This window comes from Rhodopirellula bahusiensis, from assembly GCF_002727185.1.
Taxonomy (GTDB): domain Bacteria; phylum Planctomycetota; class Planctomycetia; order Pirellulales; family Pirellulaceae; genus Rhodopirellula; species Rhodopirellula bahusiensis.
The window spans coordinates 69,231-92,952 of record NZ_NIZW01000009.1 but is presented as its reverse complement, the minus strand read 5'-3'; the positions used below and the strand labels follow the sequence as shown (position 1 = coordinate 92,952).

Sequence of the window (23,722 nt, the reverse complement as noted above, 5' to 3'; positions counted from 1 at the left end):
TTTTGAAGGTTAGGTTGATTGATGATTATTCTCGCTGCCACATCGAATGACAAAGGAAAGCAACTTGAGACGTTGACTATGAATCTTTTGCGCCACCGTGGATATGAAAACTGCACGACAAATGTGATGGCCAATGGTGCCGAGATCGATGTCCGAGGCGAACTGCCATTGCCCGGCCTCGGTACAACACGACACCAGAAATTGATTTGTGAGTGCAAAGCCCACAAATCAGTCATGGACATGACCCAATGGTGCAAGTTTTTGGGAAAAGTATTCCACCAAGAGGCGTGTACGGAATCGGAAGTTGCGGGATGTTTCGTCTCGTTATCGGGCGTGAACGGACACGTTCAGGGCAATTACGACGAACTGTCAGGCCACAGAAAGAACATCTCTCTGTTGCACGGCGACGAATTGCTGAAGCTCATTGCTGAGATAATCCCATTTATCGCTTTGGCTGAAATAAGTCGCCGGGCGAGAACGCTGACTGATCGCACGGCATCTAGGTTTGAGCCTGCATATCACAACGGTCAAATGTTTTGGATCATCGTCTTCTCAGGTGGAGAATTCACAATACTGTCAGCGGAGGGTGTGGCGATTGAGGCTGCACTTGCTGCTGGGTTCGCAGCGATGGTCGAGACCGAGCTTGATGTCTCATCCTACATCGATATTCAACAAGAAGCACAGGCACGACACAGATCGACTTTGGCGCAAATCTTCGTGGTTGCAACGCTCTTCGAGAACGATGGCTCGATCAATGGAATTGACGACTTTTCGCAGATCGATGACTTTTCATCATCCGAGTTGAAGGACGCAGCACAGAAGCTCATCGATGAGGGACATTTGAAGACCGATGATGATGGTAAATGCTCGATACCGATTCGAAAAATGGAAGATGGTGATCTGATCGCACCTGAGATATTTCGCATTCTTTTTGCGGATCGATTCCCGGTAAGTGTTCTTCATTCGGAGTTCTATCAGCGTCATCTAAACCCAGCCTTCATTAACGAAGTATGCAAGATACAAGCTGAACTTTATCTCACGGAAGCGGAGATCGAAGAGATCTTGACCTTGTTCCGGTTGTCACCTTCTGCGGTTGCTCAGTCATTGCATCCGATGCAAATGATCGTAACCGGGAGGCAACAGGCCACGTCGAATCAATCTATTGACCGATTTCATCAAGACTATTTCCATCAAGTTGCACTTGAATCGTTGAAGCGAGACTTTCGCAACCCATCCCTCGCTGGATTTTTTCACGAGCATAGAGGTATGCGTGAGTTGGAAACTTCGACCAAGCTGATCTTGAAAAGCGAAAAGGGAATTGAGCAGCAGGCAGAGTTTGTCGAACGGGTTGGCATCGGACGCCTTGGCGATTCGCTTGGCGGAGGATTGGCACATATTGCTTTGCTTAAAACAGCCCCTCAACCATGGGATCAAGCGATGAAGAATGACGATGGCAGTGAACCGCAAGGCTCTTCACCAATTTCGGATGCAAGTGTCAGTGAATTGGAAACTAGAGGCTAAGCGTGTCAGCAATTGGATGGGTCGATTTTTCATCAGAACATCGTGATAAGGTCAAGTCGGTTATCGACCTGCTCTCCACTCCCGGTGTGATTGATGAACTTGGAATCGGCGTAGTCCGAGATTCCTTTTCGGACTCTCTCTTCCCCGGCGTTTCCACGATCCAGACACGGGCCAAATACTTCCTGACCGTTCCCCGGATCTTCAAGGATTACGAAAGACTTCCGGCCCACAAGAGGCGGCGTCGGAAGTTAGCAGACTATCTGAATGAGCACGAAAACCTCTGCATGGAAGCAATGGTCGGCAATCATCAGGACGATCCGCAGGATGGGATCATCGGTGAATCATTCGCCAACAAACAGGGCGAGGTTCAGCGGAAACCTTCGTCCGCCTACTGGACGGGAATCCGGCAATTTGGATTGATCAAGACCAACCTGTCGCTTCAGGTTTTCAGTCGCAAGTTCGCCAACCCGGATCAACCTCTACTGGACTTGGTACAGGGAACCGACAAAACCAAAGGCGATGACCCTGACGCCACCGAACAGGCGAACGCAACAATCAACGGCCCCGCCTACGACGAGGACTGGATCGAGAATCTGACGGTCCACTTGTCGCAAGAAGAGGCATCATTTCTTTCGAGACAAATCGAAGCTCGTGTACCGATGTGTCTGCTGGGGCAAATTCTGCTGGACAGCGACGTGCGAAAACAGTTCCTCGATCTTCCGAACGACTGGAATTTCACGACACTGGCGGACGAAGCTCCGTTTCTCAGTCAATTCCCCGGCGACCTTCAGATGATCATTGCCGCTGCACGGGACTTTTGGCAACTCATGTGTGGCGCTCACATCCGTTACAACTGCCTGCTGCAAGGGCGGCATGGAACGAGCGCTTTGCGGGAAGAATTTGAAGGTGAATGGGACGAATGGAAGGCTGAATTGGCTTCTTTCGACTGGGACCGTTGGGATACCGGATTCTTGTGGGAGTTAGCCAAACATCACCATCGCCGAGTGCGGGAGCATACGATCCGCTTCGTGGAGTCATGGATCGAAGGCATTCGTGACGATCAGCCAGTTGCCACACTGGATGAGCTTGTGACTCGTCAAGAGCGGTTCAACAAAAAGTCCCGTGCTCGTTTGAATCCAACCGCCGAAGAGAGCGTTGGGAAATGGGTCGGCATCGCTGACCTAAACTATCGATTGAGTCAGGCAAGGACGATTATCAGTGACATACATCGGGGCCTGACAGCATCGGAGGGCGACGATGCTTGACATTAAAAAGCACCGACTGGATTACGGTGCGATGCTGATCCCGCCGCCCGGCTACCGTCTCGCCAAGGCCGTTGCAGCCACATACACACTGGACCTGAACACGCTGCTCTCGATTCCGGTTGCACTATTCTTTTCGCAAACGCTTGAAGGAAACTTCGATGCGGAGCGAGTACAACTTCTCGAAGCTATTCAGCGGTGTCCCGATGTGCTGCGGATCTACCATCAGCGAGGCAAGATCCACGTTCCCCGAAAGCACAATCGTCTCTACGGACTGCTTGAGCCTTGTGTGGTTGGAATTCTGCCTGATGACGCCTACACCGCCTTTCACCCGAAGGTCTGGGTGCTTCGTTACGAACACGATCACGAACCCACGATGTACCGGGTGATCGTTCTCAGTCGCAATTTGACTTACGACCGAAGCTGGGACATTGCTGCGCACCTCGATGGTGAAGTGACCGAAGAGCGACAAAGCAAGAATGCGCCTTTAGTTTCCTTCGTCAAGCATCTGATCTCCTACGAAGGGTTCGACGGTGACCGCAAGTTTGTCGCTGATCTGCGAAAGGTCCAGTTCAAGACGCCAAATGGATTCAATCAGAATTTCTTTTTTCATCCGGTTGGCGTCAATGGCTACGAGAACCCGATTACTACGCAAACCGGAAGTCGTGCCCTTTGCATTAGCCCATTCGTTCACGACGAAGCGATTCATACCCTTTGGGAGAACGTGTCCGACGAGTTGTTGCTTTTCGGATGCCGGGAAGAACTCAGACGACTCAAGCCAGAGACTCTGGAAGATGTCCGGGCGTTTTGCATTTCGGATTTGATCGTTGACGGAGAAAGTGTTGAGCAAGGGGAAGACGGCGAAGGCGAACAATTGGAGCAAAACCTCCATGCCAAGCTGTATGTGTATCAAGGAGAATCAAGCCGCAACCAGTGGTTCCTTGGCTCGGCGAACGCAACGAAAGCTGCTCTTGAACGAAACATCGAGTTCATTCTGGAGCTTCGTGGCACGGGCGCAGCGGTACAGCTTGATCAACTGAAAGACGAGTTGCTGGGCAAGGACGAGCAAGGCGGAATTTTCCAACAATACGAACCACCTGACGAGCCTGTTGACGACACCGAGATCAAGAAGCTCGAAGAGAAACTTCGGCTCTTGGAGTTTGATCTCCTGAAACATTTGGAAATCAACACCGCAGAAGTCAGGCCGTCCGAGAATGAGGCCAACTACGACCTTCATTTGGTCCTTGATCCGGGCTCTCGAAAGTGGCCGGGTCTATCGGTCAGACTATCTCCCTTCAACTCGGATGGGATTGGTCCCGAGGAACTGAGTCCCGGACGTATCAGCAAACTCGTCTTCGGAAACATTAACGAAAGTAATCTCAGTCGATTCCTGCGGTTTGAAATTTGGCAGGGCTCTGAACGATTGAGGGCCTTCTTGATGAAAGTTGAGATCGATGGGATTCCTGAAAGCCGAGTCAGCCGAATATTGAAGAGCATCATCAACAGTCGAGATCGCTTTTTCGAGTACCTGCGGTTTTTGTTGGCAGACGACCTGAACAAAGATCCGGTTGGCGCAGATCCCGGTGATGACGGGGGAAATACAAACAGCGACGGCGAGAGTGTCTGGGACACTTCCATCCCGATCTTTGAGCAACTGTTGCTGGCAGCGTCTCGTTCTCCTCAGCGTTTGCAGGCAATAGATGAAGTGCTTCAGCAGCTTCGTAAGGAGGAGGGAGAAGAGTCCGACAGCAACGTCATTCCGCATGAGTTCTTGGAGTTCTGGGCGGCGTTTAAGCAGATCGTTCCTCAGTCATCACGGAGGAAGCGATGAACACGCCGACTCCTGCTGACGAATTCGTCAAACGAAGTATTGATTCATTGAAGGATTTTCAGCGTGCCACCGTCAAAGTTGTCTACGACAATCTCTTCAAGAACGGGCAGCAGCGGATGCTGGTTGCTGATGAGGTCGGCCTTGGAAAGACCATCGTTGCCAAGGGAGTGATTGCTCAACGAATCAAAGAGAAGATTGAGGCTGGTGATGACACACCACTCAAGGTGACGTACATCTGCTCAAATCAGATCATCGCTCATGAAAATGTTGGCAAGTTGGACATCTTCCCTGATCAGCGGTCACATGATCGTTTCGCCAGCAGACTAACCTACTTGGCATTTGAGCCCGAAGGCGGTGAAGAAGGCGTTCTTCGACTCAACACGCTGACACCGGGAACGTCCTTTAATAAAGGAAGCAGCACGGGGCAGCAAGGCGAACGGAGAATTTTGTATTCTCTTTTGATGCAAGACGATCAACTCGGTCAATGTGGCAAACCGTTGTCTGCAATGCTGCGTGCAAGTGTCCAGAAAGCCGCTAGTGTTTGGTTTGATGAGCTTGATTCCGAACGAGACAAACCGTGTGGTTACGCTCTCCGACCTTGTTGCCACGAGCGTTTTCTTAAAGCAATCAAGAATCGGGTGTTGAAGTATGTCGAGTGCCCGCTGTTCGAGCATCTCGGCATCTTCAGATCCATTTCTCTTTACGATGCCGTTGTTGAATTCTCCAAGCTTTTGACATTGAAGAACTTGGGCCAGTACCGTGAGGGTTCTGATCATCTTGTTCAAGAACTGAAGGACGCTTTGTCCGAAGTCTGTGTCGATTACATCGATGCCGACATTTACATTCTCGATGAGTTCCAGCGATTCAAAGAGCTTGTAAATCGTGAAAGTGAGTCTGACGCCGCCGATATCGCTCGGCGAATTTTTGGCAAAGCTGAAGCCCGGATTCTTTTGCTGTCTGCGACTCCCTTCAAAGCCTACACGGGTGATTCTCCTTGGGAGAGCGGCGAAGAACACTACAAGGAATTCCGCACGATCCTTGGGTTCTTGTTCGACGGCGATGAAACTGCTTTGGATGACTACGAGGAACACCGACAAGCGTTGTTCAAACAGTTGCTTGAATTGGGGGCCAAGACAGGAGAGATCGACACGAGCCACCGAGACTCAGTACAGAACGTCCTGCGACGAGTGATATGTCGAACTGAACGGCTCAGCGTATCGGATGACTTCAATGCGATGACCGTGGACAAGTGGCAGTCGCATCCCTTGCAGGTTTCGGCAGGTGATATTCAGAACTTCATTGCTACCGATAATGTCGTCCGCTACCTCAACGAAACAGAGGATCGAGCCATTCAGCCGCTACATGCACCGGTCGAGTTTTGTAAATCAGCACCGTTCCCACTCTCCTTTCTCGATGATTACAAGTTGAAGCATCAGATTCGAGCGAGAAAGCAGGAGCCAGAGGTTCGAACTCAGTTGCGAGCCAATCCCGCAGCATGGATCAATCACCGGAACGTGAATCGCTACGCATTGGAGTTCAACGGAAACGGCTCCATCGCTAACAATGCCAAACTCAGTCAGGTACTTGAGGAGGTGCTCGGCAGGAATGGTGAGCAATTGCTGTGGGTTCCACCGAGCTTACCTTGCTATCCGCTTGAAGGCGTGTTTGCTGATTCTGTTGGGTTCTCGAAGACGCTTATTTTCTCCGCATGGTTGATGGTTCCCCGAATGCTGTCGTCGCTGATCTCCTACGAGATCGAGAGGCGGACTATCGGTAACGAAGAGTCGATAGACGCCCAAGAGCAACGAGACCGAAAATATTTCCATGCGAAGAATGAGCGACGGCATCCGATTCCACAATTGGTATTCTCACAGAAGAAATCCGATGCTGGCGAATCGGCGAACAACCTGTCGAACTTCGCATTGCTTTATCCCTCGCAAACCTTGGCTGGTTTGTTTGATCCTGATGCGGAGTTGCTTGAGAACCGATCACTGAACGAAATTCGGAATGAGATCGCAGCCAAAATAGATCAGTTGATCGAGGATGCAGAACTCAAGCGATTCGGGAACACGACCGGTGAATCTGACCGATGGTATTGGGCGGCTCCGCTATTGCTTGATCGTCGAACTCCGTCGATCAATAAAGATCTCAAGGAGTGGCTAAAGGGCGTCTACGAGACCGACGATTCATTGTTCTTCGGTTCGAAAAAAGAAGACAGCCAGCAGAAGGAAGAAAGTAGCTCCAAGGAAAAGCACTTTGAGGAGTTTACACAGTGCTTTGAAAATCCGCTTGAAGCTGGTCTTGGCCCTTTGCCATCCGATCTATCTCAGGTGCTTGCGGACATGGCGATTGCAAGTCCAGCGATCACGGCGCTGCGAGGCGTGTCCCGGAACTTCGGAGACGAATACTACTTCCGAACGCTGTTCGCTTTCGACATCGCTAACGAGTTCCTGAGTCTATTCAACAAGCCCGAATCCATTGCAGCGGTTCGATTGAGTACCAACCGGGCGGTCTACTGGCGACGAGTCCTTGAATATTGCGTGGATGGTGGCCTGCAATCAGTTTTGGACGAGTTCTTTCATGTGCTGAAGGCAGACTGCCCGACAATCTGGGATCTTTTTCACCGACTTGTTGATTCCATGAATCTTGGAACCGCCTCGATCAAAGTGGATGATCTCAAGAGCTTCCTCAATGGCAAGCGTCGAAACATGCGTTGCCACTATGCCGTGGATCTGGGCAACCAAAGGGTCGAAACAGACGATGGGAAAAAGCGAATCAGGGGGATTCGCCAGAACTTCAATTCGCCGTTCCGTCCATTCGTGTTGGCGACGACCTCAATCGGTCAGGAGGGACTCGACTTCCACGCCTATTGCCGCAAGATCGTTCACTGGAATTTGCCAACAAACCCAATCGACTTGGAGCAGCGTGAGGGTCGCATCAACCGTTTCAAGGGACTGGTGATACGTCAGCAAATCGCCGCCAAATACGGCGGCCTCTTGACCGAAGGGTTGCTGAAAGATTTTCGAGTATGGGATGCGTTGTTCGAACTTGCGGACGATCATGAGCGCAAGGAAACAGGAAAATGTGAGTTGATTCCATTCTGGCATGTGGAAGCCGATCACTTCCAAATCGAGCGGATCATTCCTTTCTACCCGTTCAGTCGAGACCGAGCCAAGTTGTCCACACTCCTAAAAACCTTGGCCCTCTACCGCCTTGCCTTTGGCCAACCCCGCCAAGCTGAACTTGTTGAGCATCTACTGACAAATATATCCGAGTCACGCATCACGGAGATTCGTGACAAGCTGATGATCGTTTTGAGTCCGATCAGCTACTTAGCCGAGCATGAGGCTCAAGTCGTACCGAATCAATAATGAAGTCCAAAGAGAATGCAGGTTCAAGTAATGGCAATTCCAGATTTCCAATCGATCATGCTCCCGTTCATGCAAGTTCTCAGCGATGAAAAAACGTGGACAACAAAAGAGTTGACGGAACAACTTGCCGTTCATTTCAAACTTTCAGAAGCAGAACGCCATCAATTGCTCCCGAGCGGACAGCAAGCGATCTTTACAAACAGAGTCGCTTGGGCAAAGACGCATTTGAAAAACGCAGGCTTGATCCTCAATCCAAGTCGAGGAAAGGTAAACATAGCGGATGCTGGCCTTAGAATATTGAATCAAAAACCCACAATCATCAACTGTAAGGTTTTGAAACAGTTTCCTTCGTACTTGAAATTCATCGGTGCCAAGAAATCAGATGATGACACAGTGGATACTTCAGATGATGCTGACGAAGGTGAAGCCGAAAACACAAAGACTCCGCTGGAGCTCATCGAGTCGTCGTTTGAGGCACTCCATAAGGCGACTGCCGAAGAACTTCTAACCAAATTGAAGACTTGTAGCCCTGCGTTTTTTGAGCGTGTTGTCGTGCTACTTTTGAGAGCAATGGGCTACGGTGGTGTAACAGGCGATGGTTCTGTAACAGGCAAGAGTGGCGACGGCGGGATCGACGGAATTATCAAAGAAGACAAGTTAGGACTTGATGTTGTCTGCATCCAAGCAAAACGGTATTCGGATCTAAGCGTGGGTAGGCCCATTGTCCAGCAGTTTGTTGGGAGTATGGATTTCGTTCAGGCGAACAAGGGGGTGATCATCACAACCTCACAGTTCAGCAAAGATGCCAATGAGTTTGTTGATCGGATCGTCGGGAAAAAGATTGTCTTGATCGATGGCCCAAAGCTCGCAGATTTCATGATCGAACATAATGTTGGCATCAGCAAAACGAAAATCTATGAACTGAAAGAGGTCTCAAACGACTTCTTCGATGAGGATGAGGGATAAACAAACGATGGCTAAAGCATCAAGAAAGATAAAAGCATCGACAAAGGAAGTCTTTGTTAGCCATGCGGCAGCAGACGAACTGTTGGTCGATGCCTTCGTTGATTTGCTTGAAACGGGACTAGGACTCAGAGCAGACCGCATTTTCTGTAGCTCCTTAGATGGAATGGGCATTCCATCGGGAAAGAACTTCAAGGATTACATCCGCACCGAAATTGAGTCGCCCAAAGTAGTAATACTGATGCTGTCGCCTAACTATTTCGCCAGTCAGTTTTGTCTTTGCGAGTTGGGTGCGGCTTGGATCTTGGCTCACGCCGTCATACCTATTTTGATTCCCCCATCCGATTTTCATGACATGAAAGCGGTCCTCAGCGGCGTCCAAGGAAGACGAATCGCAGAAAACTCAGATTTGTCCGAGATTCGTGATGAACTTGTAGTGACGTTGGGTCTCGAACAAAAAACCGCAAGATGGGAAGCGAAGAAACGCCAGTTTATAGAAAAACTCCCAATGCTTCTTGATGAACTACCAAATCCGAAAATGGTCGATTCCGCTCGGTACGAAGAACTTCAATCGCAGTATGAAGACGGTGTGAACGAGCTTACTCAGGCATATGATCAACTTGATGATCTGAAGCGGCAGCTAGAAGCCGTCAAGAAGCTCAAGGATGCGGAAGAAGTCGCTGAATTCGAAATTGAAGAGTCAGACGATTGGGACACATTTGCAATATTATGCCAAGAGGCCAAGTCTTGTCTGAATAAACTCCCATTGATCGTTAGGGAAGTAGCCTATCACGAACTTACGAATAGGGAATACCGAGTTCCTGACTCTTGGGGAGACCGCACGTCCGGTGATTCCGTCAGAGAGGCCGAGCAAGAAGACTTCTTAGAGATCGACTCGAATGGCGAAATATTGTTGAATCGAGAAGACCCAACCGTGTCGTTCTGCATTAGTGCGGTTAACAAGGCTGCAGAGTTTGCGGAAGGACAAATCGGATCTCATGAAGTCGATGACCGATTTTTTGAGCAGTACGCTGAAAAATATGGGCACCAACTAAAGTTTGCATCAAAACGATTTTGGGAAACACAATTCGACCTGTAGCATCGGAAAGTTATCCAATTCGCTTCGGAGGCAGCAGATCAAATTGCTGAAGATCAATTAAGCTAACTCTTCACGAACATCCATCAACGCAAACCCAAGCAAGTTCTGCCCTTGCCAAGTTACCGGATCTTTTGCCCTCTCATCATCGGCCTTCAATCCGATGCCCCAAATTCGGTCATACGGACTTGCTTCAACCAGCACGGCATCACCAGTCCCCAACAGAAACTCAAGAAGGTGACTGTTCTGAATGAACTTGGCGACGACAGCTTCGAATCCTTCGTCAAACATATTCCCACTCTTTCCGCCTACACTTTCTGTGGCAGTCTTGAACTGCTGGTACATCTCAAAGTAAGGCACGACAATTGCCAGAATTGCGTACCCAGATTGCTTCAATGGGCTCTCGCTGCCATCGTTTTCGAATTCTTTCGCAAGAAACCCGGCAATCGCAAGCTGGCGCTCGTTAACGTAACGCTCGATGTCGGCGATTTTCTCGTCGGTGGACTCTGACATTGATGGCTCCATGTCGAAGGATTTCTACATCGGTTACGGTTCGAGGAGGTGATCAGCAGCTACCCTAAATGCAGCCTCACCTCATTCTTGGGGTCGCTGTTTGACCGTGGCTTTCTGCTTGCGCAAATCCTTCGGAGGTATGGGCGTGTTTGCACGTTGACGTATGATCTATTATCGGATTTTGATCGTCTTCGAAGCTTCTCGGTACATTTTACTGGGTCCGTCGTGGGGCGCATAGAATTGGTCCTGAAGGAGTCGCCATGCCAAACTTCATTTGTTCAACCTGTGCCACTCAATTCGCCAAGACCGATCAACCACCCGAAGAATGCAATATTTGCACTGACGAACGGCAGTACGTCGATTGGAGTGGCCAGCAGTGGACGACTCTCGACGGATTGAGGCAGACCAATCGAAGCGTCGTCAGGCTCGAAGAACTCGGTCTGTACGGGATTGGAATGGAGCCATCATTCGCCATCGGGCAACGTGCGTTGCTTGTCACGCACCCGGAAGGAAACGTCCTCTGGGACTGCATTGCCCTGATCGACGACAGTTTAGTCGAGATGATCCAGGGGATTGGCGGGATCTCAGCAATCGCCATCAGTCACCCTCACTATTACACCAGCATGGTGGAGTGGAGTCGAGCCTTTGACTGTCCGATCTACCTTCACGCCGCCGACCGTCAGTGGGTGATGCGGCCAGATCCGGCCATCGAATTCTGGAAAGGTGAAACCAAAGAGATCGGCTTTGGTCTGACCCTGATCCGCTGCGGAGGTCACTTCGACGGCGGAACCGTGATGTACTGGCCTGATGGCGCTGACGACAAAGGCGTCATTCTGAGCGGCGATATCTTGCAAGTCGTTCAGGACCGTCGTTGGGTCAGTTTCATGTACTCCTATCCAAACCTGATTCCCCTTCCGGTCTCGACCGTTCGCCAGATCGTTGATGCCATTGAGCCGTTCGAGTTCGACCGCATCTACGGAGCTTGGTGGGGTAAGGTGGTCGGCACTGACGCCAAGTCAGCGGTGAAGCGGTCGGCTGACCGATACATTCGTGCGATCCAAGAGATTTGAGTAGAAACGATGTCTGATCAATCTGTTCGAGAACATGTCCTTGATCTGCTCAAGGGTGGCGGTGCCCATCTTCATTTCGAGCAAGCAATTGCCGATCTGCCAGAAGAGTTGCGAGGAGCAAAGGTTGACGGCGTTCCTCACACGCCATGGCGTTTGCTGGAGCATATGCGAATTTGTCAGTGGGACATTCTGGAATTCTGTCGCAATTCAGATCACGTTTCACCCGAATTCCCAGACGGTTACTGGCCGAAGGAAGACGCCCCATCCGATTCAGCATCGTGGGATCAAAGCGTGCAGCATTTTCGTGATGACTTGCAAGCAATGATCGATCTGGTTGCCAATCCAGACACGGATCTCTTTGCACCTATCCGCCATGGTGACGGCCAAACCATCTTGCGGGAGGCATTGCTCGTTGCCGACCATAACGCTTATCATCTGGGGCAGCTTGTTTTTCTACGTCGATGCTTGGGCGTATGGGACGAGCGATGAATTGCACCGTTGTTCAATGCGATCTGCTTGACCAAGACGTTGATGTGATCGTCAATGCCTGGAATCGCAACATCATCCCGTGGTGGCTGCTACTTCCCCAAGGTGTCTCAGGTGCGATCAAGAAACGTGGCGGCACTGGTCCATTCAAGGAAATCGCCAAACACGGCCCGATGCCCCTTGGATCAGCAGTGCTCACGTCAGCAGCGAAGCTCCCGTTCAAAGGAATCATCCATGTCGCCGGGATCAATATGCTCTGGCGAGCGTCAGAACGGTCGATTCGCAGTTCTGTTCGCAATGCAACAAAGGTCGCCGAAGAAAACGGCTTCCAATCCATCGCCTTTCCGCTGATTGGAGCCGGTTCAGGTAGCTTCGATCAGGAGAAGGCGAAAGAGATCATGATTGGCGAATTACAAAAGTTGGAATCGTCGTTGGAAATAGTTGTCGTTGAGTTCAGAAGTCGCTGAACAAAAGAAGCAAAACAGATCGGTGTAAATCGAAATCCCGCTTCTTTCCAACTTGACTCCGACGATGCCTCTGGGCCTGATACTTCAGTCCGCCTATCGAACAGATCCAACAGCTCTCGGGTGTCGTATTCCTCATCGAGGTCCAGTCCCAAGACTTCTGCCGCCATGCGTTGCGGCCAGAAGTCCGGCCATTCGACAAGTGGCTGAAGCAAAGCCTCCAGCATTCCATCGTGAGCGTCAAAAAGTAAATCTTGGAATCCATCTGTTGCCGTATGGATGAGGGCTTCGTCCCAGTTTGCGATTAGGTGTCGTAACAGCCGTCGTCGCAACTCCATTTCGGCTTCGAGACCCTGTTCAATTGGACTCGTCATACTTCAACCTCATTTGAAATGCTGATATGGTCGTGACTTGCATCTGTCAGCACAGCTTTGTCAGTCCGAATCCGGTACTCTGTGTCGGCGAAATCGCCCCCAAAGTTTTGAGCGTTGATGAATGACGGCCTGACGAACACAAGTCGTGTCTCAAGTCGGCCAGCACCTACTCGTACCCTGCGGAAGTGACCACGCCTCCAATGAGGTGCCTTCAGCGAGCCTTCGCTCCCGACAATTGGTGCGGTGGTTTCGGCTTTGTTCACAAGCTGAACATTCTGACTGAGTGCTACCGATTGGAAGCTGGAATTTAGAAGCAGGTTTGCCCGCTGTTGCTTTCGTTGTGACTTACTTTTTGCCAACCTCGATTGCTTCAAGAAGGCTTTTTTGTCGAGCGGGCCGTTCTCTTGGAAGCCGTAGCGAGTGAGGAGGAGTGATAGGTTCAATGCAATTCGTTCAATCGTTATCGCCTGCTCATAGTCTCTGCCAGCTTCTCCCGAGTGTTTCTGGAGCGTGGACTCCATCGTTTCGTCGAGCGAATGCTTTGAGAAAACGGTGCATATCCCTTCATTGGATTCTCTCCGTCCGTGATCGCACAGCACCGTTAAAAAGTGACTTGCCCTGTCATGATAAGGGATCGCAAAACGTGGGCAGGGAACAGAATAATCTCTCGTCAACTGACGCTGAATCTCTATTGGCAACTCAACGACGAACGCTGGAAATGGCTGTTCGTATTCTCGAAAATCTAGGTTGAGGTCTACATGAGCCAACGCTTCGCACTGCTCAGGCGTCGGCTGCACGATTTTTGGGCCGGTCGCAAGTATCTTTGAATGTGCAAGGAGCTGAAGCAATTCCATTGGCATTGACTCGGCCAGACGCAAGATTACATCGCAAAAGCGAGGATGCTCCTCCAGTGTGCGCAAAACGCTCTCGTCAAGCTCTAGCCGGTGGCCGTGAGGCTCAGTCACAATGTTCAGCCAGTCCGTGTTCCCTAGTTTCTTAAGTGGCTCAATGAATTCCCTCGGAATAAGACTTAGTAACGTCGGAGTTGTTGTGGAGTTCTGGAGTTGCGGTGGAAGATCCTTTTGGACACTTGATCCTCCTGAGAGAATCCACTGGGTTTGCCCGTGGGTCGGTGGCTCTGGGTCGTCAGGGCGAACGTATTGAACCTCACCTGATTGAATGCGACGTGGTAGCGACTCCAGATATCTTTTGACCTTTTCCTCCGGTGCCTGCAAGATCAAGCGTTGCGCCGCCAGTTGCTCATATTGGGTGCGGTATCCGATCAATTGCGCTGGCGTCGGAACGACCGTAGGGACATGCTTTGAGTCCACTGGAGAGGCTGCACAGGATGCACCGTTGATGGCGATCCACCACCAGTTTTGATTGGATGCGTCTTTCTTAGTCTTCATTGAATCCACCTGCTCTTATCGGCGCATCATCAACGCAGCAACGCACCGTGATCGCCAATGGGATTTGAATGGCTCTTAAGAGCCTGAGTGAAACCAGACGATCAACGGGCGATTGCATAGCAATCGCTCACGAAGTCTGGTCCGACATGTTGCACGAGAGGAGCAGGTGGGGGACACAGATGATGCGTCCAAGTAAGCTCATTGAGACTCTTCGTGCGACAGAATTCATGTCGTAGTGAAGAAGATAGCCGAGTTGAAAAATAATGTCAAGAAGTTCGTGGATCTCATCTCAAAATCATGATTACCTTACTACATAAGAGTAGGGGCGAATATGAATGACGACGAATCACGACGAGCATTGCGACAGCTAGAACAGACGCTTGGTATAGAATTCCTCTTGAACTCTTTGCCTCAAGAGCATGTTAAACGAGCTTTGCAATTGCGTTCGATAGCAGACCTCGCTGCCGAGCTTGGTGTTCCTTACGAGACGTTACGTTCTTGGATCACGAACGGACGGGTTCCGAAGCCTGAAGTCCAGCTACACAAGCGAGCATATTTTTCACCGGAGCAAGCACTGGCCATCAAAGTGATTGTCACTGGACAACGCAAGAACAAGAATTTGACTTATAAGCCGAAAACTGGATAATCAACAGCGCATAAAAAACGGGCCAACTCATGGAACTGACCGGCCCGCAATGAAGGACACTCTCATGCCCAACTCAACTACAACTATCTATTCAGACTACGACGAGTTTTCAAAGTTAATTGACAGTATTTCTGTTGATGATTTCGATTCGCAACGACGTTTTTACGGTCCAAATAATCATAAATTTGGAAAGCTGGAAATTGGAAACGAATCTTTGTGTCACAAAGATCGGGCAGAACTCAGTCTTTGTGGCACAAAGAAAGAACGGTCAATTAACAAGTGGCTGCGGAACCGGACATCGAGCCTCGACTTTGGGGTCCAAATTACGGACAAACACGGCAAAACGCATCCGATTCATGTCAACAGTAACGATAATGTGTTGAATTTCTTCGAAGATCTGCGGTTCGGACGTAGGACGTGGCTGAAGAAGATGACAAATCCAAAATTTGCAGCACACCGAAGCTCACAAGCGACGTTTTTCTTTGCGGGAAGCTCTCGGCCCAATGATCCCGAAACGCTGGTGATGATCGACATCGACTGCAAAAGCTTCGGGACTCTGGAAGGGGCGATGGCGTTTGCTCAATTTCTTAAAAAACACTTCTTTCCAAGTCTCTACATCGAGGTTTCAACGAACGGCAATGGTGCCCACGGATTCTTTGTGCTCGAAAAATGTGGTCTGGGTGCTGATTGCATCAACGACTTGCTGCTTCACCGCCTTCAGGCGTGGTTGCGACAAGTTCTAAATGAAAATGATTTCGATGTGGAAAATGTCGAGATCAAAGGCACCCTCCCTGTTATCGAATGGGGTGAGTCAAAGTACGAAGTGCTTGACTACAGGGCGGGGATGCTGGCCAAGCTCCCGAGAATACCGACGCCTGAAGATGAAGCGGCCCTCCGAGAGACGACGCTTGTTTCCGTGGATGACCTACGATCCCTGCCTGTTGTTGGTGAACGACACGAGCCGAAGCAAAGCCGACCCAAGCAGTCATCCGGGTTGATTGCTAGTGAATCGATCACCGGCAAGCACATTGTCGAGGAAGAACTTCGTGAGATTGATGGTCACTATCGTGCTGTGGCTGAGTCATTGCTCGATTCCCACCTGCTGGAAACTAGCGGGAGAACGAAAGTTACCGTGGAAGATGTTGCGATCTGGCTCATGTTGATCAAGTTCTTCACGGAGAACATGAACCGAGATGGGTCGCTACCAGTTGAGCGCTGGCGAGAGATGTGGCGAGCGTTGTTTCAGGCTGGGGATATTAATCGGTCGTTCTGCTGCCAGCGGTTCGGAATTGTTAGGGACTACTTGTCGAGCCTGGGGTTAATAGCTTGGGAAGACGAATCGTACAGACTGGGCTACATCAATGAAAATGGTGAATACCGCAAAGGCAAAGCGTGCAAATGGAAGGCAAGCGACGAACTGATGGCGATGCTCCAATTGCCTGAGATTTGCGAAGCTGAAGAGGGGGAGAAAGAGAGAACATCCTTTATACGAACTAATCTTCTCAACTTCTTCAAATCACTAACAAGACACCCCCAATCCGAGACTATTAAGCCCGTTTTAGTTGATCCAGAGGCTTCTCTGCGGATCAACCCTGATGAAATCGCTCGATTCATAACTCCATTTGAGGAGTTTATGCGGCTGGCTGCCTGATTTCGACAAGGAAGATCCGTTGATAACGTGAGATCAGTTGAATTGCTGCGTTTTGGTCGCAATCATCGTGGTCAACAACAACGTCAACCAGGCCAGCGTTCCCATTTTCTCCAACAGCCATGCTGCAAATAGCTGGAAGACCCTGCCCAGCAAGGCGTTTATCCAGTGAACCGCTTTGCGATCCAAAATTTGTATTGGCACGTCGGAGTCTGCGTTAAAAGTCACCAGCCTTCCTTGGCTGGGGACTATTAATCATCGGGACTTTCCTTATTAGGCCGCTAGGTTTGGACCGTCGTTGCTGTCGTTGAGACGTTTGCGAGCAAGTTCCACAAATTGCGGCATGATATCGAAGCCGTAGAACTGACAGCCAAGTTGTTTGGCGGCTAACAAGGTGCTTCCCGAACCTGCAAACGGGTCAAGGACTGTGCCGCCTTCAGGGCTGAACGTCTTGATCAAATGCTCGGCCAACGGGATGGGGAACATTGCAGGGTGCATCACTCCCCTAGTAACTTTGGCCACAGGCACATCAATTACATCTGCCGAACGAGAGTTCCCACTCTTCAACTCAGTTAAATGCCCCTTGTGGTGCGGCTTGTTCGGCCCCATTCCAAATCGGTTTTTTCCCTCAAACCCAATTCGATCCGACCATTTGCCACACGCCTTGGTATCGATGTACGGATCATGCGTCTTGCTGAACCACAGAATGTGCTCAAACGACCGACGAGGGCGACGGTTACTTCCAGTGGCATTGCCACCGTCAGGCTTGAACCAGATCAGTTCTTCACATTCCTTCCATCCATAATCTCGTAGGGCCAGGCGAGTCCTGAGAACGTAGTCGCTGATCACGCCTTTCTTGAGGTGAGGTCGTATTACGATCATCACTGAACCGTCATCGGCAAGCTTACTCCAAAGCTTTCCCATCCATTCGACAGTGAAATCTGGATATTCTTTTTCAGGTATGCCGGGATACATTCTCTTTCGTTGATCGGCGTAGGGTGGCGATGTTACGGCCAAATTCACCGATTCGTCTGGGAGACGGGAAATCAACTCACAACAATTGCCAACCTCAACCGAGTTCACTTTGGGAGCAGGTTGCAACGCCTCCGTGATCGAGATCGCAGGACGACGTTCCCGGTTTCCAGATTCCGAGGAATTGGGAACTTGGACTTCCATCGACTTCAGCCGACGCTGGGCCGTCTTCACCCACCGCTCCTCCATTTCAATCCCCTCAACACGATCCCAGCCCGCATTCAATCCACCGACCATCTCCGATCCACTCCCCGAGTAAGGAACCAGGAGTCGTCGAGGAGTTTTTCGTTCAGGTGGAAGGATCAGTTGGGCAAGGTATCTACAGAGATCAGTCGGTTTGACCGTTGGATGCTCGTTACCCTCACGTTCTTTCTTGGCCTTAGCGACATAGAAAAAGCGTGACGCTCCGCCCATGTCGTCGTAACCTTCGATGCACTCGACACGAGTTTTGAATGGGTTCATCGTCCTTCCGTTGCCGACGTTGCTGGCAGTTGGGCGATGCGTTCCTTTTCTTGAACGGCTGAAACCACTTTGTTGATCCAACATCTCGGCGGCAACTTCGTCAAGAAGAAGGTTTGCTGGCCATCGTCCTTTGTTGATTGGCTCGACGCTATGGCCAGATCGCCCCCAATTTGACCGATCTTCCGTATCATCAGGCAATCGTGGATAGGCTGCTTGGTGGCTTCGGGTCGTTCCTCCAGTCGTCCCAACTCGACAACCATCAATGTCCAATCCACCACATCCATGCCGAAGAGCATTATCGGCAAAGGATTTCTCCCGAGGCTTCTGTGCCAGAATGATCGGCTCCCATGCGGGCTTCAATGCGGTCCCGAATCCCTCCCATGCTTTTGATTGCTCGGAAGTGGGCATACGCTTTGTGATGGCTTTGCCGATGTTGTGTGACTTAGGAAAACCCTCACCATTAATCCATGAAAGCGTGTCACGGATTTCCCAACCGGCCTCTTCAATTCTGAGCATCAATCGATGGAAGGTCTTTGGGTGCCCAAACGCCAACAGGTGCGCCCCCGGTTTGCAGGCTCGGAGTATCTGCTTGAAGACTTCTGTAGACGGCAGAACTTTGTCCCAGTCGTTTCCCATGAATTTCAGGGCATAGGGTGGATCAAATATTGCTCCGTCGTAGAGTGAGTTGCCCAAGGTGGGCAAAACAGTCTCGACTTTGCCGTTGTGGATCGACCAACGGTGGTCGGGTGCATGATAGGTGCGAATACAGTTGCGATCATTGTTGTTCATATGTGTTTCCTATTCGGTTTTTGAAAAGTGGAGGGCCTCTGGATCGGTGCGTACCGATAGCAGTCGGCCCTCCTTTGGGTCGCTTTTGAGTTTGAAAGTCAGTTGAGAGTTCTGCGGTCGGCGTCTTATGCGGCAATGAATTCGGCTTCGGCCAGCACCTCCTTTCGACGGTTGTAAAACGTCGATTGTTTGAGACCACTGATCTCCAACTGTGCTTGCCGATCATTTGGGAATTTCCGCATTGCGTCCCGGACTTTTTGCCTTTGGAGTTCGATGTCATCACGTTTGGACATCGAAAGAATTGGCTCCGAGGCAACTTTCTGAAGGCTGGTGCGCACGAGATCCTTCCAAGGCGTCTTCGTTCTTCCGTGCCTGTCTTGGCGGTAGTCTTGCCATGCCTTGTCCAGATGCCGAAGGTCCAATCGCATGTCACAGGATCGTGTCTCAGCAATCAAAAAGCTGACAACTTCGAGACACTCTTCCGACGACAATTCTCCATCACCCTTGGATGCGAGGTGCTGCATGAATGCAGCGATCTCTTCGTCCTTGGGTTCGTGGTCCAGCATCACCACACGACTGCCTAAAGCTTGCGCCAGTGGGTCACGGCGAAGCGGAAGATTGGAGATGGCGATGACGGCTCCCGAGAACAGAACGTGGATGTCCTGGTCCTTCGACTTGTACGTGACCCTCCGTGGTTGGCCGGGCTTGCCATCCAATGCGGCCATCAGGATTTGCATCGCCTGATCGTTCTTGAACAACGATGGGATGTCATCCAGCACGATGACGTGTTCAGGATGTTCGGCGATAAAATTGAACAACCCCATTGGCGTCATACGAGCGTTCTGAACCGTCGAGGGTACTTCCATTCGATCCAGTTCCTCTTTGACGGTGAAAGTCTTGGAGGTTCCGGGCCTGCCGACGATGTAGCATCCCGAGTGATAGCCATGGGCTACTGAAGCTACACGGTCACGGATTAGTTGCACCTTACGCTCGAACGATTCAAGCAATTTCTCGTGCGAAGGTTGGCCAAGGGCAATGGTGCCGTTGATACGGCTGTGGGTATCCATAAAATTCTCTTTCGAAACAGGAACGAAACTGTCTTGCCCACACTGGACAAGTTCATGAGACGACATCGCACAAAGTGCGTAGGTCACTGACGGAGAAAGGCTTGGAGCGATGAAGAATGGTCAGTTGGTTCGATCTACGAAGACTGGTTCGAGCATCTCACGAAGTAGCTGACATGCTTCGGCTTCAAGTCGTCCATCGAGCTTTCCGTAAACAAGATCCCGATGGTCTGGGCGGTGCCCGAGGTATGCACGCACCGCATCGCCAGGGCAAATTGGCATCAGTAATTCCATCGCAGTGCCTCGAAGCATCTTGATGGGCAGAAGCGGGAATTCGAGATGTTGCTCGCTGACTCTGTTCGTCAAACGTCGCCAAAGATTTGCAAATGCAGAACTTGGGTTTCGTGAAGTTTGACGATACAGCGATTCACCATCTCGGCTATTGAAAACATGGCCGCCAATCTGACCTTCTCTTTCCATCAAGACCTCGAATGCGTGTACTGTCTCGGGCCACAATTGCCATACGCCAACGTGATTCGTATTCGGACGGTGCAAGATAAGTACGGAGCCCCTCTCCTCATTCAACGGATGACTATTCTGGCTTTTGAGGTGAAAGTCCTTGACCTTCAGTAGTCCCATCTCAGCAGCGCCGAATCCACAGTTGAGTCCAAACAGGAAGATGAGCCGCTCATCCTCCCGAGCGTGTTGGTACAGGACCCGTAGTTCATCAATGCTGTATCTTCGAAGGGATTGACCCTTGTTCCGAAAGTCCGAGTCGATCCGCACAGGTTGCGTATTTAATCGAAGAAGGTTTGATGGTATCGACCACGACGCTTCGGGATTCTCATGCAGCCATATCAAGAATCTTCGAAGTTCTGAAATGTGTTTCGCTGCTGTCGAATATGCGATTGGCTTGCCAGACGTTTTGGCGGCTGGCCGGGATCGCCAGTGATCGACCATCGACTGAATTTCACCGTGCCCTAAGGAGGTAAGAGGCAAGTCGGTGTGGAACTCTTTCAATCGGCGGATGACATTTATGCGTTTGGCGGCGGATGCAGGTGAGGCTGCTGAACGCTGCGTGATGAAATCTGAGTAGGCATCAAGCGTTTCGTGAAGTGAAGTCAGTTGGATGCTGTTCATTTTGTTTCCTATGAGTGCAGTGAAATTGAATCGTAAACAGAGCCCGTCTCTGATCTCCGTAGAGATGAACAGCGACCGGAGCACGAGGTCAGCGCATACCGGTAGCCAGATACTTCCACATTGATCTTTTCGGGGGCTCCGCAGCGGTGCGGAATTGATTGTCAAACTGGCGTTAGCAATGCCATTCGATACTGTTGAGAGGCCAACAACGGTACGTCGTTAACTCACTCACAAACACTGTATGACACGTTCGTTTGACGATAAAGCAAAAAGGCTTCGTTATCTTTTTGCGTCACAACAGCAGCAGTGCCTCGACGTGAGGCCAAGGCACTGCTGCTCGCTGTTGTCTTCGGAATTGGTTACGCCGCCACGTCATATCCCATTTCGCCGAGGTACTCGTTCAGTTCATCCTTCATCGGATTCGCCTTGCCACAAGTGATGTCGAACCAGACATCCCAGACGATTAGGTCGAGTAAGTCTTCGTCGTCAGAATCCACCCGCAATGCCCATGTGTACCCATCTGGCCCCAGCCCAAACCCGAAAACTCGAATCGCAAGACTATCAAGCCGAGCTATAACTTGGGCAACTTCTTTTCGGGATCGCACATCGGAAGTAAACGAATCGTTGCCGAATATCAGGCACTGACCTTCGGCCTCGGGGAATTCATCATCGATCCACATTGCTCCTCGATGCACGCTCATTTGCTCTTGATACATTTTCGTCGCCATCAAATTGCAGACAACATCGTTTCCCCGCTCTTGGATGCGGTCCAACAGAGTCTTTTCGGCCTTGGTCAGTCGGTATTGTTTGGTTTTCATCTGTGTTTTTTTCCTGCTAGTGTGTGATTGTGTGTGTGACTTTTTTGCGACCATGATCAAGTGACCTCGTACAACGGGAAACTGGCGAGCTTGGTCTTCGGTCCGAGATCTTCGATAAATCCTTCGAGGTTGATGATGTCCTCCTCGATGTTGGCCTCTCGGTACGAGAACGACTCGCCGTCGTGCTCTGCCCAATAGCTGAGGTACTCGCTCAGGGGTGAAGGGATCTTTTTGGTTTGCTCGATTGGTGGATCATCTCCGTCAACAAACTTCCTGCATTGGTTGTGAACTCTTTCGAGCCATTTCCGAAGCTGCACCAACGTCCCGTTGGGGCTCTTCTCAAGCCAGCAACGAAAGTTGTGGCGGAAGTAAGATTGCTCGGTTTGATCTGCATCTGTCTTTGCCATTTGGCGTTCTCCTTTGAACAGGTGTGGAAGCGAAGCTCTGCGTTAGGCCTCGATTAAGCCTCTGCCCGGTCACGCACCGGGGTTCATCAGCGGCTATACCCTTCCTGGAAACGAGCGTGCATGGGAAAACTTTGGTAAAACTTGGCGCAACTTGTTTAAGCCAAAGGATTTGAGAATGCGCCCAGCAGAAATTTTCCAGGTCAACTTGCAGAAATTCGCTCTTGCCAAACAGATTGAGAGCCCTGAATCACTTGCGAATTCGCTCGGGTTTTCCGGTGACGACAAGAAGTGGGTCCAGCGTATTTGGCGAGCAGGCTTAGCTCGTGTGGACAAAAGAACTCGTTCAAAACTTCAACGCCTTGCAGGTTTTTTTGGACGAGACGTTTCTGAGTTCTGGCAACCCAATGTGGAAATTCGGCCATCCGATCTGTTGGGCAATCGAGATTCATGGTCATTCGCCGTGAAGCTTATTCTCAATCAGTTTCGATCTTTGCAACAAGCGAAGATCCGTAGCTCGGCAGCAACGAGAAAGATGCTTGCACAGTACGGTTTTCAAGAGGAGTTGCTGATTGCCGATCTTGTTGCGAGACAGTTCGGAGCAGAACGACCGGCGCTTGATGGATTGAGTTTTGACGAACTGGATTCTTCTTTTGATAGTTTCTTTCAAGAATGGATGTTCAACAACTACGTTATCTCTGGCGACGAACGTGGGAACCCTTTTGGCTTGTATTCATTTGTGGTTAGCCGTGCGAGCGAACACCCAAAATGGCAAGAGTTTCTCGAATCACTCTGGGAAGAATATGAAGAGCGAGGAATCTCAGACGAAGACGTTCTTGAGGCACACGTCAAGGATCGATTGATGCTGTTGGTTGACGACTTGAAGCTTCTCCCGCAGTCACCAGAACAAATACTCGATTTGTTCATTCGGTTTTACGTCGATGATGAAAGCACCGAGCAAACTTTCCTAGCGAACAATTTCGAGCAGGTTGTCGAAGAGATTTCGCTGCATCCACAGTGGCCTGAATACGTTCGCAGCCAGTTCGGCGACGGGTGCTTCCGTGAAGCCACTGAAGAACTACTTGAGTTGTGGGACCGGGCAGTTAGGCAGTTGGGAACAACCATTATTCGACCTGAGCACTTTATTTCATTTTTTTGCAGACGCCTCGATGCGCTCAAAGACGACCGTGTATTCGTAAAACGAACTGACGATAGCGACTGAGTAATTGAAGCAGTCGGAGATGCATGAGCCAGAGACATAGCGTTTCTCGTGCTTGACTCACTCAATCAACATTGGAATGAGATTCAAAGCCTGAGAGTTGAACTACCCAATGGCACAATTGCGTTTGGGCGGACGGC

20 protein-coding genes are annotated in these 23,722 nt (G+C 50.5%); 12 read left to right on the top strand and 8 right to left on the bottom strand.

Annotated features, from left to right (window positions below; all coding sequences use genetic code 11):
* The first annotated feature begins 21 nt into the window (after positions 1-21).
* From CEE69_RS13080 to CEE69_RS13055, 6 genes are read left to right on the top strand one after another with little or no spacing between them, the layout of a single operon-like run.
* The gene (locus CEE69_RS13080) at positions 22-1,521 is read left to right on the top strand and encodes a restriction endonuclease (RefSeq protein ID WP_099261085.1); all 1,500 of its coding nucleotides are present in this window, start codon (positions 22-24) and stop codon (positions 1,519-1,521) included.
* Between the two features lie 2 nt (positions 1,522-1,523).
* Positions 1,524-2,786 carry a DUF6361 family protein gene (locus CEE69_RS13075; RefSeq protein ID WP_099261084.1) on the top strand — a complete coding sequence of 421 codons (1,263 nt, stop codon included), beginning with the start codon at positions 1,524-1,526 and terminating at the stop codon, positions 2,784-2,786.
* The gene (locus CEE69_RS13070) at positions 2,779-4,614 is read left to right on the top strand and encodes a phospholipase D-like domain-containing protein (protein WP_099261083.1); all 1,836 of its coding nucleotides are present in this window, start codon (positions 2,779-2,781) and stop codon (positions 4,612-4,614) included. Before CEE69_RS13075 ends, CEE69_RS13070 begins: the two co-directional genes overlap by 8 nt.
* Positions 4,611-7,985 (top strand): helicase-related protein, encoded by a 3,375-nt coding sequence (locus CEE69_RS13065; protein WP_099261082.1) that lies wholly within the window; start codon positions 4,611-4,613, stop codon positions 7,983-7,985. The genes CEE69_RS13070 and CEE69_RS13065 overlap by 4 nt, the downstream gene beginning before the upstream one ends.
* A gap of 30 nt (positions 7,986-8,015) precedes the next feature.
* A complete protein-coding gene (locus CEE69_RS13060; RefSeq protein WP_099261251.1) occupies positions 8,016-8,951 on the top strand; it encodes a restriction endonuclease in 936 nt (311 codons plus the stop codon).
* A 7-nt stretch (positions 8,952-8,958) separates the two neighbouring features.
* Positions 8,959-10,047 (top strand): toll/interleukin-1 receptor domain-containing protein, encoded by a 1,089-nt coding sequence (locus CEE69_RS13055; protein WP_158231016.1) that lies wholly within the window; start codon positions 8,959-8,961, stop codon positions 10,045-10,047.
* A gap of 57 nt (positions 10,048-10,104) precedes the next feature.
* Here CEE69_RS13055 and CEE69_RS13050 read toward each other — a convergent pair whose 3' ends face one another.
* Positions 10,105-10,557: an NADAR family protein gene (locus CEE69_RS13050; RefSeq protein ID WP_199169863.1), complete on the bottom strand. Its 453-nt coding sequence runs from the start codon at positions 10,555-10,557 to the stop codon at positions 10,105-10,107.
* A 260-nt stretch (positions 10,558-10,817) separates the two neighbouring features.
* On the opposite strand from CEE69_RS13050, the gene CEE69_RS13045 reads away from it, so the two are divergent.
* The 3 genes from CEE69_RS13045 to CEE69_RS13035 are packed head-to-tail and all read left to right on the top strand — an operon-like array spanning position 10,818 to position 12,580.
* On the top strand, positions 10,818-11,627 hold the full coding sequence (locus CEE69_RS13045) for an MBL fold metallo-hydrolase (protein WP_099261079.1): 810 nt from the start codon (positions 10,818-10,820) through the stop codon (positions 11,625-11,627).
* A gap of 9 nt (positions 11,628-11,636) precedes the next feature.
* Positions 11,637-12,116, top strand: a complete 480-nt coding sequence (locus CEE69_RS13040; RefSeq protein ID WP_099261078.1) for a DinB family protein — start codon at positions 11,637-11,639, stop codon at positions 12,114-12,116.
* Positions 12,113-12,580, top strand: a complete 468-nt coding sequence (locus CEE69_RS13035; protein WP_099261250.1) for a macro domain-containing protein — start codon at positions 12,113-12,115, stop codon at positions 12,578-12,580. Before CEE69_RS13040 ends, CEE69_RS13035 begins: the two co-directional genes overlap by 4 nt.
* Positions 12,581-12,947: 367 nt before the next feature.
* Here the strand turns inward: CEE69_RS13035 and CEE69_RS13030 are convergent, their stop codons facing one another.
* Positions 12,948-14,360 (bottom strand): hypothetical protein, encoded by a 1,413-nt coding sequence (locus CEE69_RS13030; protein WP_099261077.1) that lies wholly within the window; start codon positions 14,358-14,360, stop codon positions 12,948-12,950.
* Positions 14,361-14,691: 331 nt separating this feature from the next.
* Between CEE69_RS13030 and CEE69_RS13025 the strand changes: the two genes are divergently transcribed.
* A complete protein-coding gene (locus CEE69_RS13025) occupies positions 14,692-15,006 on the top strand; it encodes a MerR family transcriptional regulator (RefSeq protein WP_099261076.1) in 315 nt (104 codons plus the stop codon).
* A gap of 64 nt (positions 15,007-15,070) precedes the next feature.
* The gene (locus CEE69_RS13020) at positions 15,071-16,657 is read left to right on the top strand and encodes a hypothetical protein (protein WP_143549224.1); all 1,587 of its coding nucleotides are present in this window, start codon (positions 15,071-15,073) and stop codon (positions 16,655-16,657) included.
* A 33-nt stretch (positions 16,658-16,690) separates the two neighbouring features.
* On the opposite strand, the gene CEE69_RS32010 is transcribed toward CEE69_RS13020, so the two are convergent.
* From CEE69_RS32010 to CEE69_RS12995, 6 genes are all read right to left on the bottom strand, one after another.
* On the bottom strand, positions 16,691-16,882 hold the full coding sequence (locus CEE69_RS32010) for a hypothetical protein (RefSeq protein ID WP_143549223.1): 192 nt from the start codon (positions 16,880-16,882) through the stop codon (positions 16,691-16,693).
* A 45-nt stretch (positions 16,883-16,927) separates the two neighbouring features.
* Positions 16,928-18,937 carry a site-specific DNA-methyltransferase gene (locus CEE69_RS33655; RefSeq protein ID WP_099261074.1) on the bottom strand — a complete coding sequence of 670 codons (2,010 nt, stop codon included), beginning with the start codon at positions 18,935-18,937 and terminating at the stop codon, positions 16,928-16,930.
* Between the two features lie 125 nt (positions 18,938-19,062).
* Complete coding sequence (locus CEE69_RS13010) at positions 19,063-19,803, bottom strand: hypothetical protein (protein ID WP_143549222.1); 741 nt, start codon at positions 19,801-19,803, stop codon at positions 19,063-19,065.
* Between the two features lie 321 nt (positions 19,804-20,124).
* The gene (locus CEE69_RS13005; protein WP_143549221.1) at positions 20,125-21,306 is read right to left on the bottom strand and encodes a hypothetical protein; all 1,182 of its coding nucleotides are present in this window, start codon (positions 21,304-21,306) and stop codon (positions 20,125-20,127) included.
* A 194-nt stretch (positions 21,307-21,500) separates the two neighbouring features.
* Entirely contained in the window at positions 21,501-21,959 is a 459-nt protein-coding gene (locus CEE69_RS13000; protein WP_099261071.1) for a hypothetical protein, read from the bottom strand.
* Positions 21,960-22,015: 56 nt separating this feature from the next.
* Entirely contained in the window at positions 22,016-22,366 is a 351-nt protein-coding gene (locus CEE69_RS12995) for a hypothetical protein (RefSeq protein WP_099261070.1), read from the bottom strand.
* A 151-nt stretch (positions 22,367-22,517) separates the two neighbouring features.
* Here CEE69_RS12995 and CEE69_RS12990 point away from each other — a divergent pair, with 151 nt between their 5' ends.
* Positions 22,518-23,585, top strand: a complete 1,068-nt coding sequence (locus tag CEE69_RS12990; RefSeq protein ID WP_143549220.1) for a hypothetical protein — start codon at positions 22,518-22,520, stop codon at positions 23,583-23,585.
* Positions 23,586-23,722 lie beyond the last annotated feature (137 nt).

Bases quoted from the DNA above. Each gene is read 5' to 3' on its own strand.
- CEE69_RS13030 (WP_099261077.1), bottom strand. From the start codon at position 14,360: ATGAAGACTAAGAAAGACGCATCCAATCAAAACTGGTGGTGGATCGCC.
- CEE69_RS13000 (WP_099261071.1), bottom strand. From the start codon at position 21,959: ATGAAAACCAAACAATACCGACTGACCAAGGCCGAAAAGACTCTGTTG.
- CEE69_RS13020 (WP_143549224.1), top strand. From the start codon at position 15,071: ATGCCCAACTCAACTACAACTATCTATTCAGACTACGACGAGTTTTCA.
- CEE69_RS12995 (WP_099261070.1), bottom strand. From the start codon at position 22,366: ATGGCAAAGACAGATGCAGATCAAACCGAGCAATCTTACTTCCGCCAC.
- CEE69_RS13025 (WP_099261076.1), top strand. From the start codon at position 14,692: ATGAATGACGACGAATCACGACGAGCATTGCGACAGCTAGAACAGACG.
- CEE69_RS13060 (WP_099261251.1), top strand. From the start codon at position 8,016: ATGGCAATTCCAGATTTCCAATCGATCATGCTCCCGTTCATGCAAGTT.
- CEE69_RS13050 (WP_199169863.1), bottom strand. From the start codon at position 10,557: ATGTCAGAGTCCACCGACGAGAAAATCGCCGACATCGAGCGTTACGTT.
- CEE69_RS13010 (WP_143549222.1), bottom strand. From the start codon at position 19,803: ATGGAAGTACCCTCGACGGTTCAGAACGCTCGTATGACGCCAATGGGG.
- CEE69_RS13055 (WP_158231016.1), top strand. From the start codon at position 8,959: ATGGCTAAAGCATCAAGAAAGATAAAAGCATCGACAAAGGAAGTCTTT.
- CEE69_RS13040 (WP_099261078.1), top strand. From the start codon at position 11,637: ATGTCTGATCAATCTGTTCGAGAACATGTCCTTGATCTGCTCAAGGGT.
- CEE69_RS13065 (WP_099261082.1), top strand. From the start codon at position 4,611: ATGAACACGCCGACTCCTGCTGACGAATTCGTCAAACGAAGTATTGAT.
- CEE69_RS13035 (WP_099261250.1), top strand. From the start codon at position 12,113: ATGAATTGCACCGTTGTTCAATGCGATCTGCTTGACCAAGACGTTGAT.
- CEE69_RS13070 (WP_099261083.1), top strand. From the start codon at position 2,779: ATGCTTGACATTAAAAAGCACCGACTGGATTACGGTGCGATGCTGATC.
- CEE69_RS13045 (WP_099261079.1), top strand. From the start codon at position 10,818: ATGCCAAACTTCATTTGTTCAACCTGTGCCACTCAATTCGCCAAGACC.
- CEE69_RS13080 (WP_099261085.1), top strand. From the start codon at position 22: ATGATTATTCTCGCTGCCACATCGAATGACAAAGGAAAGCAACTTGAG.
- CEE69_RS33655 (WP_099261074.1), bottom strand. From the start codon at position 18,937: ATGAACAACAATGATCGCAACTGTATTCGCACCTATCATGCACCCGAC.